This window comes from Cycloclasticus pugetii PS-1 (assembly GCF_000384415.1).
In the GTDB taxonomy this organism is placed as follows: domain Bacteria; phylum Pseudomonadota; class Gammaproteobacteria; order Methylococcales; family Cycloclasticaceae; genus Cycloclasticus; species Cycloclasticus pugetii.
This window is the reverse complement of sequence record NZ_ARVU01000001.1, coordinates 2,368,745-2,383,924: the sequence shown is the minus strand read 5'-3', so window position 1 is coordinate 2,383,924 and position 15,180 is coordinate 2,368,745. Positions and strand designations below refer to the sequence as shown.

Here is a 15,180-nt window from a genome sequence, read left to right as displayed (position 1 = left end):
TTGACTTTTTAGAGAAATAAAACTAACCTTCCCAGTCTTTTTCTCGAAAGAAAATCAAGCTCCAAAAAGCTATCTTTCGTCATATTATTAATTAGTCATTCATAGGACATTTCAACATGAAAAGAACGTTTCAACCAAGCAACTTAAAAAGAGCGAGAACACACGGTTTTAGAGCAAGAATGGCAACTAAATCAGGCCGTAAAATTATCAATGCTAGACGTGCGAAAGGTCGAGCTCGTTTATCAGCGTAATAAAAGAAAAAAAGCACGCGTTTACAAAAACACACAAGCTGAACAGCCCGTCGGAATACGCTAACGTTTTTAAGGGAGCTGAAAGAAGCACGGATGACTTGCTGACTGTCTTAGCGCGAAAAAAAAACTTATCTGGAGCAAGGCTTGGCCTCGCAATCGCTAAGAAAAATGTTAAAAGAGCTGTAAAAAGAAACGCTATTAAACGAGTAGTTAGAGAGTCGTTTAGACAGCAAAAAGAACACTTATCTGGCTACGACTTTGTTATTTTATGTCGCCACAAGGCTGCTTCGGCAAGTAAAAAAGAATTGGCAACATCCATTAATAGACATTGGATTAGGTTTATGAAAAGTGAATAAACTCTTTATTTATTTGATTAAATTTTATCGATATTTTGTTAGTCCAGTGCTAGGTAGTCGTTGCCGTTTCTACCCTACATGCTCACAGTACGCGCTTGAAGCTTTTCAACAATACAGAACAATAAAAGCAATAAGCCTTACACTAAAAAGGCTTTTACGTTGCCAGCCTTTTTGTAAGGGTGGTGTAGACCCGTTACCAACGTCAGATAAAACTCATGGATAATCAAAGAACATTACTTTTTGCAGCGCTAGCATTTATAGCGGTGCTTATTTGGCAAGCTTGGCAAAAAGACTATGTCTTACCACAACAAATACAACAGCAAGTGCAAAGTGAGGGCGTTAATTCATCAACGGATGTACCTAATGTTGCTAAAAGTGAGCCGTTACCAACCGGTGTTAATCAAGAAACAGAACCAAAGGATTTGGCGCTTAAAGGCGGTGTTATAGAGGTTATTACAGACGTATATGAGCTGAAAATTGATAAAGTTGGTGGCAATATAGTTAACCTTTATTTAACTCAGTATCCGGATACGAAAGGTTTAGAAGAAACAGTTCAACTGTTAAATAACACACCGTCCAAAACATTCGTTGTTGAGTCTGGCTTAATTGTCCAAAATGGTGAAAGCCCTAATCATCACGCGCTTTGGAGTGCATCTGACAGTCAATATGTAATGACAGATGATGAGTTGCGGGTGCCGTTAACTTGGAAAAATGAAAGCGGTATAGAAGTCACTAAAACCTATGTGTTTAGCAAAGGTAGCTATAAAGTTGATGTTGAAACAAGTATAGAAAATAAAGGCTCTAATAGCTGGTCTGCTAGAGAGTATTTGCAAATAAAGCGTAATGATTATGCTGATAAGAAAGCAAACTCAATGATCTATACGTATACCGGTGGTGTTTTGTATACAGATGAGGACAAGTATCAAAAAATTGATTTTGATGATATGGAAGATGAAAATCTTAGCCAAGAAGCCACAGGTGGCTGGGCAGGGATGATTCAACATTACTTCGGCGTTGCTTGGGTGCCGGAAAAAGAGAATAACTACACATACTATACAAAAGCATTAAGTGCTGGAAAGTATGTAATTGGCGCTTATTCACCGATGACTGTTGTCGAGCCTGGACAGAGAAAAACAATTAATTCGGTATTATTTGCAGGGCCAAAATTACAAGAGCAGCTTAAGGAAATTGCACCGGGCCTAGAGTTAATGGTTGATTACGGTAAGCTTACGATTATTGCAGAACCGATTTTTTGGCTGTTAAGTTTCTTCTATGATTTTGTAGGAAACTGGGGTGTTGCTATCATTATGGTAACGTTTACCATCAAAGCACTGTTCTTTAAGCTATCTGAAAAAAGCTATAAATCAATGGCGCATATGAAATTGGTGCAGCCAAGAATCGTTGCATTAAAAGAACGGTATGGGGACGATAAACAGCAGCTGAATAAAGCGATGATGGAGCTGTATAAAACAGAAAAAATAAACCCATTGAGTGGTTGTTTACCGATTCTGATTCAAATTCCTGTTTTTATCGCTTTGTATTGGACCTTACTAGAAAGTGTTGAGCTAAGACAGGCTCCTTTTGTACTGTGGATTGATAACTTATCTGCTGCCGACCCGTACTTTATTTTACCGGTTATTTATGGGATCACTATGTTCTTCCAGCAGCGTTTAAACCCTGCTCCGGTCGATCCTATGCAAAAGAAAGTGATGCAAATGCTACCGATTATGTTTACTGGTTTTTTTGCCTTTTTCCCAGCAGGCTTAGTGCTGTACTGGATCGTGAATAATCTATTAACGATTGCTCAACAGACAGTGATTATGAAACGTATAGAGTCAGGAAAAGAAAAGTAATTTATTGATGGCTAATAACGACACTATTGCTGCTGTTGCCACAGCCAGTGGTCGTGGTGGAATTGGCATTATTAGGATTAGCGGTACAAACACAAAACAAATTAGCCAGCAGCTACTGGGCAGTGAAATACCCGCCAGACAAGCTTGCTTCAAGTTATTTAAAGCAAACGATAATAGCACTATTGATAGTGGGCTTGCGTTGTACTTTAAGTCTCCAGCCTCTTATACAGGTGAAGATACTTTAGAGCTTCAGGGGCATGGTGGCCCAGTTGTTTTAGATATGCTTTTAAAACGAGTGTTAGCCTTAGGTGCACGCCTTGCTGAACCGGGTGAATTCACCCAAAGGGCATTTTTAAATAATAAATTAGACCTAGCTCAAGCTGAGGCAGTTGCTGATATTATTGATGCAGGGACAGCGGCAGCAGCCTCATCAGCGCAACGATCGTTGCAAGGGGCTTTTTCAGAGCGAATTAATGATCTACAAAGGCAGTTAAAACACCTGCGTTTATATGTAGAGTCGGCGATTGACTTTAGTGATGAAGATATTGATTTTTTAGCTGGTGAAGAGCTACAAAAAATAATCTCAAACCTACAACAAGCCTTTAAAACGATTACAGAAACGGCAAAGCAAGGAAGTTTATTGCGTGATGGGATGACCGTGGTATTGGCTGGTAAACCGAATGCTGGTAAATCAAGTTTATTAAATGCGCTTTCACAACGTGATACGGCGATTGTGACAGCAGTCGCTGGAACGACTCGTGACGTGCTCAAAGAGCAAATTCAAATAGATGGTATGCCAGTACATATTATTGATACTGCAGGTCTGCGTGAAACCAGCGATATTATTGAACAAGAAGGTGTTAAAAGAGCAAAACATGCCATTTCACAAGCAGATCAAGTGTTGTTAGTGGTGGATGATCAAGAATCAAGCTCTGATGATTATTTGTCTTTATTAAATGATATACCCGCCTCAGTTCCAGTAACGATAGTTTTTAATAAAGTGGATATAACCGGTACGCAGGTAGGTGAAACAACGTCGAAAGATGGGCGAACGATAATAAGGCTTTCAGCAAAACATAAAGATGGCTTAAATCTTTTAACTCAACACCTGAAAGAAAGAATGGGGTTTAATTCAGAAGAAAAAAATGTATTTTTAGCTCGTCGTAGGCACTTAGATGCATTGACTCGATCTCATGCTTTTTTAAATGATGGTATTGCCCAGTTACTTCATTATCAAGCTGGGGAGATGTTTGCAGAAGACTTGCGACTGGCACAAAATGCGTTATCTGAAATTACTGGAAAAATGACACCGGATGATCTTTTAGGGGAGATTTTCTCTTCATTCTGTATAGGAAAATAAAAAAATCTGGGTGAGTTAACTATCGACGTAGTTAGTCTACTTTATACGTTTATTTAGGGGTTAGTTTGTAAGGTATTTACCCCCTTCCAGTTTAGCTGGAAGGGGGTAAATATAGACTCTTTAGAGCATACGCATAAAGCTAATACCAAAGTCATAACAACGGTGGTCAACACCATACCCAGTACCGCCCCACATAGTACCCACTAAGACGTCGACTTTCCAGGTGTCGTATTGAATTCCCATCCCTACGTTAGCGATTTGTATATCACCTAGGGTAATGGTTGCAGGGTTCTCAAACTCAGAAGGAACACCTGAAGACTCATTGGTATAACCAGCTCGTAAAGTTATCTTGTTATTTAGAAGGTACTCGGTACCAACACTATAACCATGGGCACGATTCCAGCCAGGGTCACCATCAACATTTTGTAAGAATTTTCCGGGTTCATCAAAGGTAGCATTAGAGCCAGGCCAGTTGAAATCACTCCAGTCATTTTCTCGATAATCATAAGTAAAGGTAAGTTTTTTTGTAGGTTTATATGCAACACCTACACCCCATGAAGCACCGTATTCAAAATCAGTATGCCCATCACTTTTTTCATTAGTTTTAAATGGATCAATGTTGCTACCGCCTTTAAGCCTAATCTTTGTATCACCTTCTAGTTTTATGTCACTGCCAGTGCGATATATTGCGCCTACACTCCACTGCTCATTAAACTTATAAAGCACACCAATGTTTCCTTGAAAACCATAACCCCATTTACGGATTTTTGCATCGTAGTTATAGTTCCAGTCGGAGTCAGAGGCAGAGATATAATCTTTCTTAACATCGCCACGCCAAACATTAACAAGCATATCAACGCCAAAACCGACACTTAACTTCTGTGTGACTTGATAACCGATAGAGCCGTTGATACTCATCAAGCCAAGAACGGCAAAAACATCGGCTTCGATTTCTGCATCATTAGCAGGATCAAATATTTTATCGTTGTAACTTGAATATGCCCCGCCTACACCGAATGCACCACCGGCCAGTGTATAGCGACCAAAATTTTTAAATATAAGAAACGATGGCATGGTAGCAGCACCTAACCAAAGCTCTTCATCATCATCAAAGTTAGTCGGTTCGGATGGGTAAAAGCCAGGAAATAAATCGCCCTTATTGGGGTCGTAATCACCACCAGGGAGTGAGTTATTTGAAACACCGTTTTTAGCATCAACGTCAGCTGTCATTGAGTACACGCCAAAAGTATAACCAGCACCTTTTAATTGACTTAAACCAGCAGGGTTCCAAAAGACAGCAGAAGCATCATCTGCCAAACCAATAAATGCGCTACCCATGCTCATGGCACGAATGCCTAGGCCTTCCATATTTACGCCACTAGCGTAAGTTTTTGTTGCTGGAACTGAGGACAGTGAGATTAATGCGAGGCTGAGAAAAATACTGCTAAACCAGGTTTTTTTTGAAAGAGGCTCTTTCCGTTGAGAGAGTGAATTCATTATAGTAACCGTTTCCCTTGATTTTATTTTTTATAATCAACGCATTATATCAGACAATATTAGTATTAGATGATATCGGTGAAACAAATGATATAACGCGAAGGCGTGAATTAAGGGCGTTTAAACAGGGCTTTTGTTTTAGATAAAACCAAATCAAAGGCACTTTGTTCATTCATACTTTGGTATATTGATGGTTTGCCCTAAAGGGAAAAGAAATTTATTCTAATAATGGTATAAGTAAAAAGATGACCCACCCAATAATTGAAAGCCTGTTGTGGAGGCATACCACTAAAAAGTACGATGCTTCAAAAAAAATACCCGAAGAGGAATTAAAGGTACTTTTTGAAGCAATGCGCTTATCACCCTCCTCTATTAATTCACAACCTTGGCGGTTTGTTGTTATTGAGAGCGATCAAGCAAGACAACGTATGAGTCGGACATTTGCTCATAAATATCAGTTTAACCAAGCACATGTTTTCGATAGCTCTCAAATTATTCTGTTTGCTCACAAACCACGCTACACTCGTGATGATTTTGCAAAAGTGGTTGATAGAGGGATTGCAGATAAACGTATAAAGCAAGAAGACCGTGACAAAGCCTTTGCTATTTTTGGATTTGCTGAAAGCAATACCGATGAAACAGGGGATACTAGCAACTGGACAAAAGCACAGACCTACCTTGCTTTAGGGAATACTTTACATACATTGGCCCGCCTTAAGATTGACTCTACGGCTTTGGAAGGTATTGATGCGGATTTGGTAAACGAAGAATTTAAAAAAGAGTTGGGCGACTACCGTTGTGAAGTGGCGCTAGCGATTGGTTACCATCACCCTGATGAAGACTATAATGCAAAACTTCCAAAATCACGACACAGCTTAAACAGTGTTTTAGTGCGCATATAAGATGATAAGTACAGGTTTAAAACAACATTAAACAGGCGAATTTTTAGTTTCTATTTTAAATAGTGTGTTGATCGATCTTTGCTTTTGGGGCATAACGAAATAATCAGTACGGTGATGAAAAGGCTGAGCAAGTTAAAAGTGAAAGTGTTTTACCTGTTGAATAAAAGAATGTTCGGCTTCTTTTCCATAACGAGTGTTTAGATACAGTGTTTTTAATGTCGTTAGGTCACCTGCCCTTTGTGGGTATTGTTTAATGGCCCGGTTAAAGTAGTCAGTTGTGGTTTCGTGTGGTTGGCGCTGCCCTATTCTTTTTGCTAATGACTTACACAGTACTAAATATGCGGTTTGAACGGCATCATGAGATTTTTTTTGCAGTAATAGCACAGCACCAATTGAGCCAATGAGCACTAGCCCGCTTAGCACCGCTAACCACTTCACCATGCCTCTCCAGTCAAAAATACCAAGATTAGAGAGAAAATTGAGTTGTTTTTCTGGACCATAGGCGAGAACAGCGTTTTGCCAATAATAATCTAAACTATTGAGAGCCCATTTAAGCTGTTGAGCCCATTGCTGGAAGCCCTCTGGGGGCGTTATAAGAAAATTAATATCGCTATTAGCTTGTTGTGATGAAGGATCAATGCTGTGTTCAATACGGTTAGGTGCGATGGCGGCAGTAGGGTCAATTCGAACCCAGCCCGCTTCTTCTAACCAAACCTCAACCCAAACATGGGCATCTGCTTGGCGGATGTTATAAAAGTCTCCAACTTTGTTATAAACGCCACCTTGATAACCGGCAACAAGCCGAGAAGGAATACCTGCTGCGCGCATTAAGGTGGCAAAACTGGTGGCAAAGTGGCCACAAAAACCGCGTTTAGTATCAAATAAAAACTCTGAAACAGGGTCTTGGCCTAATGAAGGCGGTTTAAGTGTGTAATAAAACTCTTTATTATAAAATTCAAGCGCTTGCTTAATAACGCCTTGATTATCAGCATTGGCTTTAAGCCATTTATTTGCCAAGTCGAAGACCCTCGGGTCTGTGTTATCGGGTATGTGGAGTGCTCGATTCAGGTCGTTGTCAGACGGCTTTGCCTGGATTTTTTGCGAGGTTGAACGAATATTGAACGAAATATTTCGACTGAGTTTTTTATTTAATATTAATTGGTGGTCATGCGTTAAGCGGGCGTTTTTTGGTGCTGCTGCAGGGGTATCAAGTGCAAAAAGCCAATATTGATGATGAGGTTCCATCATCAAGGTGTATTGAATATCTAAACCTTCATTATTGATAGCTTTTGCACGTTTAAATGAGTCTGATTTAGGTGGCGTTAGTGTCCAAGAACGTCCATCGGTTTCCCAAAAAACAGGGCCACGCCAATATAAGTCTTTTTGTTTGGGTGCTGTACCATCAAAACGTACCCTAAAAGCTGTTTTATCAGAGAGGGCTAAGTTTGAAACATTGCCAGGGTTAATCGTGTCGCTTAAACCACTAATTGCAGACTGTTGATTTGGCATGGCCCAAAGAGGCCCAATCATACGAGGGAAAAAAATGAAAAATATAAGCATTAACGGAACGGATAAAAAAAGGATGGTAGCCGAGATGCGTAATAAGCCTGGGTTTTTTAAACGATGACATTGAGTATTGTTGATGGTCAGTGAAAATAAAAGCAAGAAAAACACACAGAAGGCATATGTAGCAATTTCAATGTATTGTTCGAATAAAAAAGGAGTAATGAGTATAAAAAAATTCAAATAAATCACTGCTTGCGTGTCCCTGCTAGAGCGGCTTTCGAGAAGTTTTAATCCCATCAGTATAATTAATAAAGAACTACTGGCATCGCGACCTAGAGACATGCCGTATGTTTTTAATACAAAAAAAGCTAGGCCGATTGAAAGCGGTAATAACAACCATTTACTCGGTAAAGTATTAGGAAACCAGAGAGTTAGTGCTCGCCACCCTAGCAGACTAAAACCGATCACTATAAAGGGGAGAGGAAGTTCACCAATATGTGGAATGATTAGCAGTACACCAATGCTGATGAGTAGTTTGATAATGGTGGGCTGAAGGGGCATGGTTATTTATGAATGTCCGTATAAGGCTAGCGCTTTTAAACATGTATGCAGGTGTGCATGGCCATGATTTGGCTGCTGCTCAACACCGGGTAGGCGTAAACCATACTCAAGGCCTTGGGCTTCGCAGTCTAATAGCCAGAAGCACAGCTGAGATAGTTTTGCTTCGGTGTCTAATGGCTGGCAAAAATGCCAATCTAGCCAGACAGAAATGGACTCTTCAGCACTAAATTGATTACTGTAAAAACCCTTTTCAGCGGCAAAGGCTTTCCAGTTGACTTGTCGATAACTTTGCCCTTGTTGATAGGGTTTTAAGCCAATAAAGTCATCGGTACCAACTTGGTTGCTGGCAGCTTTGTTTTGTTCGTCGCCGGGTTGGTTAATTTCTAGCGATAAGCCACTATCAATTGGTTGGGGGTAAACTAAGATGGCTTGGTTAAAAAGTAGTGGTGACCAAGCTCGAAAAAACCCAAAAGGGAAAGTAGTAGACAGTGTAATGGTATCGAGTGTGTGCCATCCGCGTTGCTTAAACTTGATCGGTAATGTAATTAATAAAGTTTGATTTTTTTGAACATCAAAAAAAGTTTGTTGGTGCAAATAAGAAGCTTTAATGGCCCAACGTTCAACCCCTTTTGTTTCCTTAATAAGCACTTTCATTTGGCCGCTAGAGCCAGCATAACAAGGGGGAGTTTTGCTCGGTGAAATAATCAACCCATATAGGTTTTTAACGCTATAAAACGTAGACATTTGTGCACTAGCAGCCAATAGAAAGCTAAAGACAAATCCCATACTATTATTGTAATTAATGGAGGCGATCAGCATTAATAAAATAACGACGAGCAGTGATAAGCCGCCTTTATTCGGTAGGATGAAGATACGCCGGTAATTTAATTGAATAGAAGAGTGCTGAGGGGCTTCGCCTTTGGTGAAGCGTCTTAAAGACATGCGTTTTGAAAGAGTAAGGGCCATACGAAGTACGATGCTTAAGTCACTTAACTGTAACACGTGTTTGTGCTGTATAAAGATGAAAAAAGCCGCTATTGCGGCTTTTTATTGTTAGCTTAAAACGTGTCTTAAAGTGTAGGAGCGGATTCTTTTACGCTTGATTTTTCTTCCATGCGAGTCATCCATGCGCTTACTCCTGAGTAATCTGCTAATAAAGAGCCCTCAGGTATCATGCCAAAAAAAGCTAAAATAGGATAAAGAAAATAATCGGCTAAAGAAGCTTGAGAGCCGGTGAGGTAATTGTTGGTGGAAAGCGTTTTATCCAATAAAGCTAGATGTGCCTTCGCCTTAGGGATTGCAGCATCAAGAACGGACTGGTCTAAAGGAATAATTTCAAATCTAAATAAGGCAATTTCATGAATTAGTTCCTGAAAAACATAAGCGTTAATGTAACTAATCCATTGGTTCATGATTGCGCGCTCTTTAGCATCAGCAGGTTGAAGTGCTGGGCCATCAAAGGCCTGATCAATGTATTTGGTGATCGCTAATGTTTCATATAAAACAAAGTCCTCGTGTTTAAAAGCAGGCACTTTGCCTGTCGGGTTAACAGCGATCATTTCTTCAGTATTGGGTTCAAAAGGTAATAGTTCATAAGCAACACCTTTCTCAGCTAAGGCAATGCGGGCTGTTCTTACGTATGTACTGATTGGAAAGCCATATAAAGTAATGTCGCTCATTTCATTTGTCCTATTATTTTGATTAAATGGAAAGTCAATAGTAAGTAATTGTCGTTAGACTGTAAATATCAATATAGGGGAGAAAAATGAGCCAACGCTTCGAAAATAAAGTTATTGTGGTAACCGGTGCGGCCCAAGGGATAGGTAAAGCCTGTGCTTTACGGTTTGCACGTGAAGGTGGTCAGGTAATGATTGCCGACCGTGTGGAAGATCAAGCTTTGTTAGTGCAGCAACAAATACAACAGGAAGGGGGTATTGCTGAAATATGTATGGCAGACCTAGAGACCAGTGAAGGTGCCAAGCACGTTATGCAAACAACCATAGAAAAGTTTGGTCGTATTGATGTGTCTGTTCACAATGTTGGTGGCACTATTTGGGCAAAGCCATTTTGGGAGTACCCAGATGATCAAATTGAAAAAGAAATTAATCGATCACTATGGCCTACTCTATGGTGTTGCCGTGCGGTTATTCCTTTTATGATGGAGCAGCAGTCAGGCGCTATTGTTAACATTGGTTCTGTAGCAACGCGTGGGATTAACCGAGTACCCTACTCCGCAGCAAAAGGGGGTGTTCAAGCGATCACGACCTGTATGGCGCTAGAGTTAGCCGAGCACAATGTGCGGGTAAATTGTGTGAATCCAGGTGGTATCGATCAAGGCGAACGAGCCATTCCTAGAAATACAGAAGCTTACTCAGATGTGGATAAAGCGGGTATGCAAGGTGTATTTGAGCAAACAGTGCGTGATACGCCTATGAAGCGCTTTGGCACACCCGAAGAGGAAGCCGCAGCCATTTGCTTTTTAGCGGCTGATGAAGCGTCTTATATAACAGGGGAAACGATTAACGTAGCGGGCGGTGGAATTGGGTAGTAGTTAAGGTTAAAAGTAAACAATAAAAATAGGGTTTTTATTTAAAATTTGATTTGAATCAAATTTCCTTTGATAATGTTTTGTTGTAAGATCATCTCATTCTGAACCTTTAAGGCCATCAGAATGAGAAGTTTTAATGGGTATTACTGGTAAATTTTAGGTGAGTAAGTGCCTTAAGTAGCGCCAAAAATAACGATAAAATGTTAATGAGTTAGAGGAGATTTGTGTATGGGTAATAAAAGGCTCGAGAGTGATTACAGCCGTTATATGGATTTAAAAGAAGGCTGGGTCGATCGTCGTATTTTTTGGGAGCAAGAGATTTATGAACAAGAGTTAGAGCAGATATTTGCTAAGGCTTGGCAGTTTATTGCGCATGACTCGATGATGCCGAATCCTAATGATTTTTATACCACCTATATGGGTGAAGATGGTGTTATTGCTGCCCGTCAAAAAGATGGAAGTGTGAAAGTGTTTCTTAACTCCTGTACACACAGAGGTAATAAAATTTGCTACGCCGATGATGGAAACACTCGAAACTTCACGTGTAATTATCATGGTTGGGCGTTTGGAACCGATGGTGAATTAAAAGGTCTATCAAATGAGCACGTGTACGATGAAGGTGACATCGATAAAAGTAAATGGGGCTTAAAACAAGCTCGGGTAGATAGCTACAAAGGTTTAATCTTTGCTACATTTGATGAAGAAGCTCCTTCACTTGAAGAGTTCTTAGGTGACTTTAGATGGTATTTGGATATCATGCTTGACCAAGATGACGGCGGTACAGAGTTTATCGGTGGTGGTATCAAAAACTATATTAATGCTAACTGGAAATTCGGTGTTGAGAATTTCGTAGGGGATGCCTATCACGCCTTATGGACACATGACTCAGGCTTTAAGGCAATGAATAACAATGAAGGCTTTCCACCAGCTGATCCAACAGATAGCTACCACGCCAGTATGAATGGTCATGGTTGGGAATTTGGCACCGAAGGGCTGGCCGATATTGCGATTTTAGGTCAACCTAAAGTGCTTGAATATTATGAAAAAATGCGCCCAAAAATGGCAGAGCGCTTGGGTGAGATGAGATCAAAAATATTCGGTTCCTTGGCATCGGTATCGCTATTTCCTAACTGTTCATTTTTACCAGGTATTCAAACATTCCGTGTTTGGTTACCAAGAGGTCCACATAAATTTGAAATGCGGATGTGGACTATCGTGAATAAAAATATGCCAGATGAAATTAAACAAGCCATTAATATTGGTTGTATGCAAACGTTTAACCCAGCTGGTGTGCTGGAAATGGACGATGGTGAAAACTGGGAAGGTAATACATCCGTTAATAAAGGTGTAGTAACACGAAGAGGAAAGCTGCATTACGGTTGTGGAATAAACCGTAGAATTGAACATGAAGAACTGCCAGGTATTGTTTATGCTAGTCAATTTAATGATGCTAACCAACGTCAATTTTATGAGCGTTGGGCTGACTTGATGAACGCGAAAAGTTGGGATCAAGTGCCTACCCGCTACACGCCGCGCTATGCAGGCAAGAAAACAGTCTAGGGGGAGCTAAAGATGACAAACGAAACAACAAGTAATAACAAGGTCGCTTCTTTAGAGTTGATTAATGAAGTACAGCAGTTTTTGTACCGTGAAGCACGGCATCATGATAATGAAGAGTTCAGAGAATGGTTAACGATGTTAACCGAAGATATTCATTATTGGATGCCATATCGTTATCAACGTTATCGTAAAAATGAGAAAGAGCCGACGATTTACGACACGGCTTATTACAACGATGATATGGAATGTTTGGTAAAACGCATCATACGAACAGAAACAGGTACGTGTTGGTCCGAAGACCCAGCAACTCGAAGTGCCCATGTGGTAACGAATATCGAGGTTGAGCTAACCGATAATCTAAATGAGTTTAGGGTTTATTCTTTAGTGACTGTACATAGAAATATTAATGAAGACGAAGAACACACGATGTTAGGTCACCGGACTGATCTGATAAGGCGTGTGGACGGTGTGTTGAAGTTAGCTAAACGTAAAATCATTCTCGATCAAAATATCTTCAAAAATAAAAGTCTGAACGTTTACCTTTAAAATAAATAGATTAATAAAGCACCGTTAGTGCTCTATTAATACCGTATATTAGACCCTGCGAGAGCAGGGTTTTTTAATGGAGTTAAATCAGTGAAAAATGAAACACTTAAAGCCGTGGTGCTGTTAAATATTGCGGGGTTGCTATGGGGCGGGAATATGATTTTGGGTCGGTATTTGGCCGATTTTTTAGGCCCCTGGTCGATTGTTAGTACACGCTTGGTGATTGGGGGCTTTATTTTTATATTACTGCTGATACAAACAGGGGAGCTTAAAAAAATTAAGCATATTACAAACTGGTGGACGTTTATCGCGTTAGCAATTTTCGGCGTTATATTTTTTCAGTCCCTGCTCTACTATGGTTTAAGGCTGACAACTTCAACCAATGCCGGCTTGATTAACTCCTTAACACCACTACTGACTGCATTTATGGCGGCGGCTTTCTTAAAAGAAAAATTAAATTATCATCATTGGGTTGCAGCGGCCGTCACTATTTTTGGCTTGTTGTTTATACTGGGCGAAGGGGATTTAACCAATTTATTGCTGCTTAATTTTAATGTTGGTGATTTATTAGTATTAGGTGCTGTCATCAGTTGGGTGATTTATAGTCTTATTGCTAAAAACGCGATGATAGGCATGTCTCCCCTACTCCTGACGGCTTTAGGTGTGCTGCTCTCTCTTGTTGTGGTGATCCCATTAGGAATATATGAGGCAAATGTCATACAAACACCTCATTTAACAGTTAATGCATTCTGGGCCTTAATGTTTATTAGTGTAGGGCCAACGGTGTTGTCATTGTTATTTTGGAATAAGGGTATGAAGGTTATCGGCCCATCGCGGGCTTCATTGTTTTTAAATACGGTGCCTGTTTATATTATTATTATCAATGCCGTGTTTTTGGAAGAAATGCCTTATCAATACCAAATAATTGGGATGGTTTTAATTTTTATGGGCAGTTTTTATGCGGGTTTAAAAGCGCATAAACCAAAGCTAAGGGATTAACACAGGGCTGCCAATTCTATTGCGTTGAACTAGATAGTCGTGAGCCTTGGCCACATCAGACAAGGCAAAGCTCTCCCCTACTTGAATATTGATGTGGCCTTTTTCAAGCATTGCTAAATAGCGGGCCGCACTGTCAAGTATCTCTTGTCGGTTTCTAGTGTAATGATATAAAGTTGGGCGAGTTAAATAAAGCGAGCCTTTTTTTGAAAGCTCTAGGACATCAAATGGGTCGGGCTTACCTGATGCATTACCAAAACTAACCATCAGTCCTCGCACACGCAAACAATCAAGTGATTGGGTAAAGGTGTCTTTACCGACGCCATCATAAACAACATCTACTTTTTGACCGTTGGTAATTTCATCCACAGCCTTAACGAAATTCTGTTCAGTATAATTAATAACAAAATCACAACCATTACGTTTCGCTATACGGGCTTTTTCAGCAGAGCTAACAGTGCCAATAACGGTTGCTCCAACAGCTCGGGCCCATTGACAGGCAATTTGGCCAACACCGCCCGCGGCGGCATGAATGAGGATGACATCGCTCGGTTTTAATTCATGTAGTCTGCAAAATAAGTATTCAACCGTCATACCACGTAGCAAGCTGGTGGCGACCGACTTATCATCAATATTATCGGGGATAGGAACCAGTTCATTAATATCAATGACCCTATATTGTGTGTAGGCACCCTTAGCGGCAGAATAAGCCACACGTTGACCAACTGAAAACTCGGTAACGCCCTCGCCCACTTGTTCAATGACCCCAACGGCTTCATCGCCTAAGGTGGCGGGTAAATCAATTGGGTAGAGACCAGAGCGGAAATAGGTGTCTATATAATTAACGCCAATTGCAGTTTGTTTAAGTAGTACTTGCTGTGCTTTAGGCTCTTCGATAAGGGTCGTGTCGAGTTTGAAAACACTGGAATCACCAGTTTGATAAATATTGGCAGACAAGTTTGTATGCATATAAGTTCCAAGAGGTTAATGGTTTGCAGAAATTAGCAAAGTATAGTTTGCAAGTAAAATCGAAATTTAAAAACTTTGTTTAATGAAAAAAGTTGATGCAAACATGAGTAAAGCAACTATATACTGTATAGAAATAAGCGAAATATGGCTAATGTAAAAATTGGCGCGGCTTTTATTAGCCTAATTCTAGTTAAAAACCATTGATAAATATATCTGGATTATTATAGTTTTGAACGCTTGCTTGATTGGTAATGAAGTTAAATAATTAATAGATT

15 protein-coding genes are annotated in these 15,180 nt (G+C 40.1%); 10 read left to right on the top strand and 5 right to left on the bottom strand.

Translation table 11 applies throughout. The features are described 5' to 3' along the window. Nucleotides 1-116: 116 nt before the first annotated feature. The 5 genes from rpmH to mnmE are packed head-to-tail and all read left to right on the top strand — an operon-like array spanning nucleotide 117 to nucleotide 3,820. Nucleotides 117-251, top strand: coding sequence for a 50S ribosomal protein L34 (gene rpmH, locus CYCPU_RS0111610; RefSeq protein WP_015007058.1), 135 nt, complete (start codon nucleotides 117-119; stop codon nucleotides 249-251). After that, entirely contained in the window at nucleotides 242-607 is a 366-nt protein-coding gene (gene rnpA / locus CYCPU_RS11790; RefSeq protein ID WP_330216881.1) for a ribonuclease P protein component, read from the top strand. Before rpmH ends, rnpA begins: the two co-directional genes overlap by 10 nt. Further along, a complete protein-coding gene (yidD, locus tag CYCPU_RS11980; RefSeq protein ID WP_073024183.1) occupies nucleotides 600-830 on the top strand; it encodes a membrane protein insertion efficiency factor YidD in 231 nt (76 codons plus the stop codon). Before rnpA ends, yidD begins: the two co-directional genes overlap by 8 nt. Further along, nucleotides 823-2,460: a membrane protein insertase YidC gene (gene yidC / locus CYCPU_RS0111600; protein WP_020162792.1), complete on the top strand. Its 1,638-nt coding sequence runs from the start codon at nucleotides 823-825 to the stop codon at nucleotides 2,458-2,460. The genes yidD and yidC overlap by 8 nt, the downstream gene beginning before the upstream one ends. A 7-nt stretch (nucleotides 2,461-2,467) precedes the next feature. Continuing rightward, complete coding sequence (gene mnmE, locus CYCPU_RS0111595; protein WP_020162791.1) at nucleotides 2,468-3,820, top strand: tRNA uridine-5-carboxymethylaminomethyl(34) synthesis GTPase MnmE; 1,353 nt, start codon at nucleotides 2,468-2,470, stop codon at nucleotides 3,818-3,820. Between the two features lie 120 nt (nucleotides 3,821-3,940). Here mnmE and CYCPU_RS0111590 read toward each other — a convergent pair whose 3' ends face one another. Beyond that, entirely contained in the window at nucleotides 3,941-5,317 is a 1,377-nt protein-coding gene (locus CYCPU_RS0111590) for an OmpP1/FadL family transporter (protein WP_020162790.1), read from the bottom strand. Between the two features lie 245 nt (nucleotides 5,318-5,562). Between CYCPU_RS0111590 and CYCPU_RS0111585 the strand changes: the two genes are divergently transcribed. Then, entirely contained in the window at nucleotides 5,563-6,219 is a 657-nt protein-coding gene (locus CYCPU_RS0111585; RefSeq protein WP_020162789.1) for a nitroreductase family protein, read from the top strand. 132 nt (nucleotides 6,220-6,351) lie between these two features. Here CYCPU_RS0111585 and CYCPU_RS0111580 read toward each other — a convergent pair whose 3' ends face one another. From CYCPU_RS0111580 to CYCPU_RS0111570, 3 genes are all read right to left on the bottom strand, one after another. Further along, complete coding sequence (locus tag CYCPU_RS0111580) at nucleotides 6,352-8,286, bottom strand: transglutaminase TgpA family protein (RefSeq protein WP_020162788.1); 1,935 nt, start codon at nucleotides 8,284-8,286, stop codon at nucleotides 6,352-6,354. 6 nt (nucleotides 8,287-8,292) lie between these two features. Beyond that, entirely contained in the window at nucleotides 8,293-9,288 is a 996-nt protein-coding gene (locus CYCPU_RS0111575) for a DUF58 domain-containing protein (RefSeq protein WP_020162787.1), read from the bottom strand. Nucleotides 9,289-9,356: 68 nt separating this feature from the next. Next, nucleotides 9,357-9,965, bottom strand: coding sequence for a glutathione S-transferase family protein (locus CYCPU_RS0111570; protein WP_016390235.1), 609 nt, complete (start codon nucleotides 9,963-9,965; stop codon nucleotides 9,357-9,359). 86 nt (nucleotides 9,966-10,051) lie between these two features. On the opposite strand from CYCPU_RS0111570, the gene CYCPU_RS0111565 reads away from it, so the two are divergent. The 4 genes from CYCPU_RS0111565 to CYCPU_RS0111550 all read left to right on the top strand — a co-directional run bounded on the left by CYCPU_RS0111565 (nucleotide 10,052) and on the right by CYCPU_RS0111550 (nucleotide 13,939). Next, nucleotides 10,052-10,834 (top strand): 1,6-dihydroxycyclohexa-2,4-diene-1-carboxylate dehydrogenase, encoded by a 783-nt coding sequence (locus CYCPU_RS0111565; RefSeq protein ID WP_016390234.1) that lies wholly within the window; start codon nucleotides 10,052-10,054, stop codon nucleotides 10,832-10,834. 228 nt (nucleotides 10,835-11,062) lie between these two features. After that, entirely contained in the window at nucleotides 11,063-12,394 is a 1,332-nt protein-coding gene (locus CYCPU_RS0111560; protein WP_016390233.1) for an aromatic ring-hydroxylating oxygenase subunit alpha, read from the top strand. A 12-nt stretch (nucleotides 12,395-12,406) separates the two neighbouring features. Next, nucleotides 12,407-12,940 carry a 3-phenylpropionate/cinnamic acid dioxygenase subunit beta gene (locus CYCPU_RS0111555; protein WP_020162786.1) on the top strand — a complete coding sequence of 178 codons (534 nt, stop codon included), beginning with the start codon at nucleotides 12,407-12,409 and terminating at the stop codon, nucleotides 12,938-12,940. A 90-nt stretch (nucleotides 12,941-13,030) separates the two neighbouring features. Then, nucleotides 13,031-13,939: a DMT family transporter gene (locus CYCPU_RS0111550; protein WP_020162785.1), complete on the top strand. Its 909-nt coding sequence runs from the start codon at nucleotides 13,031-13,033 to the stop codon at nucleotides 13,937-13,939. Here the strand turns inward: CYCPU_RS0111550 and CYCPU_RS0111545 are convergent. Next, complete coding sequence (locus tag CYCPU_RS0111545; protein ID WP_015007043.1) at nucleotides 13,928-14,905, bottom strand: quinone oxidoreductase family protein; 978 nt, start codon at nucleotides 14,903-14,905, stop codon at nucleotides 13,928-13,930. The two genes, CYCPU_RS0111550 and CYCPU_RS0111545, sit on opposite strands and share 12 nt — an antisense overlap. Nucleotides 14,906-15,180: the final 275 nt, after the last annotated feature.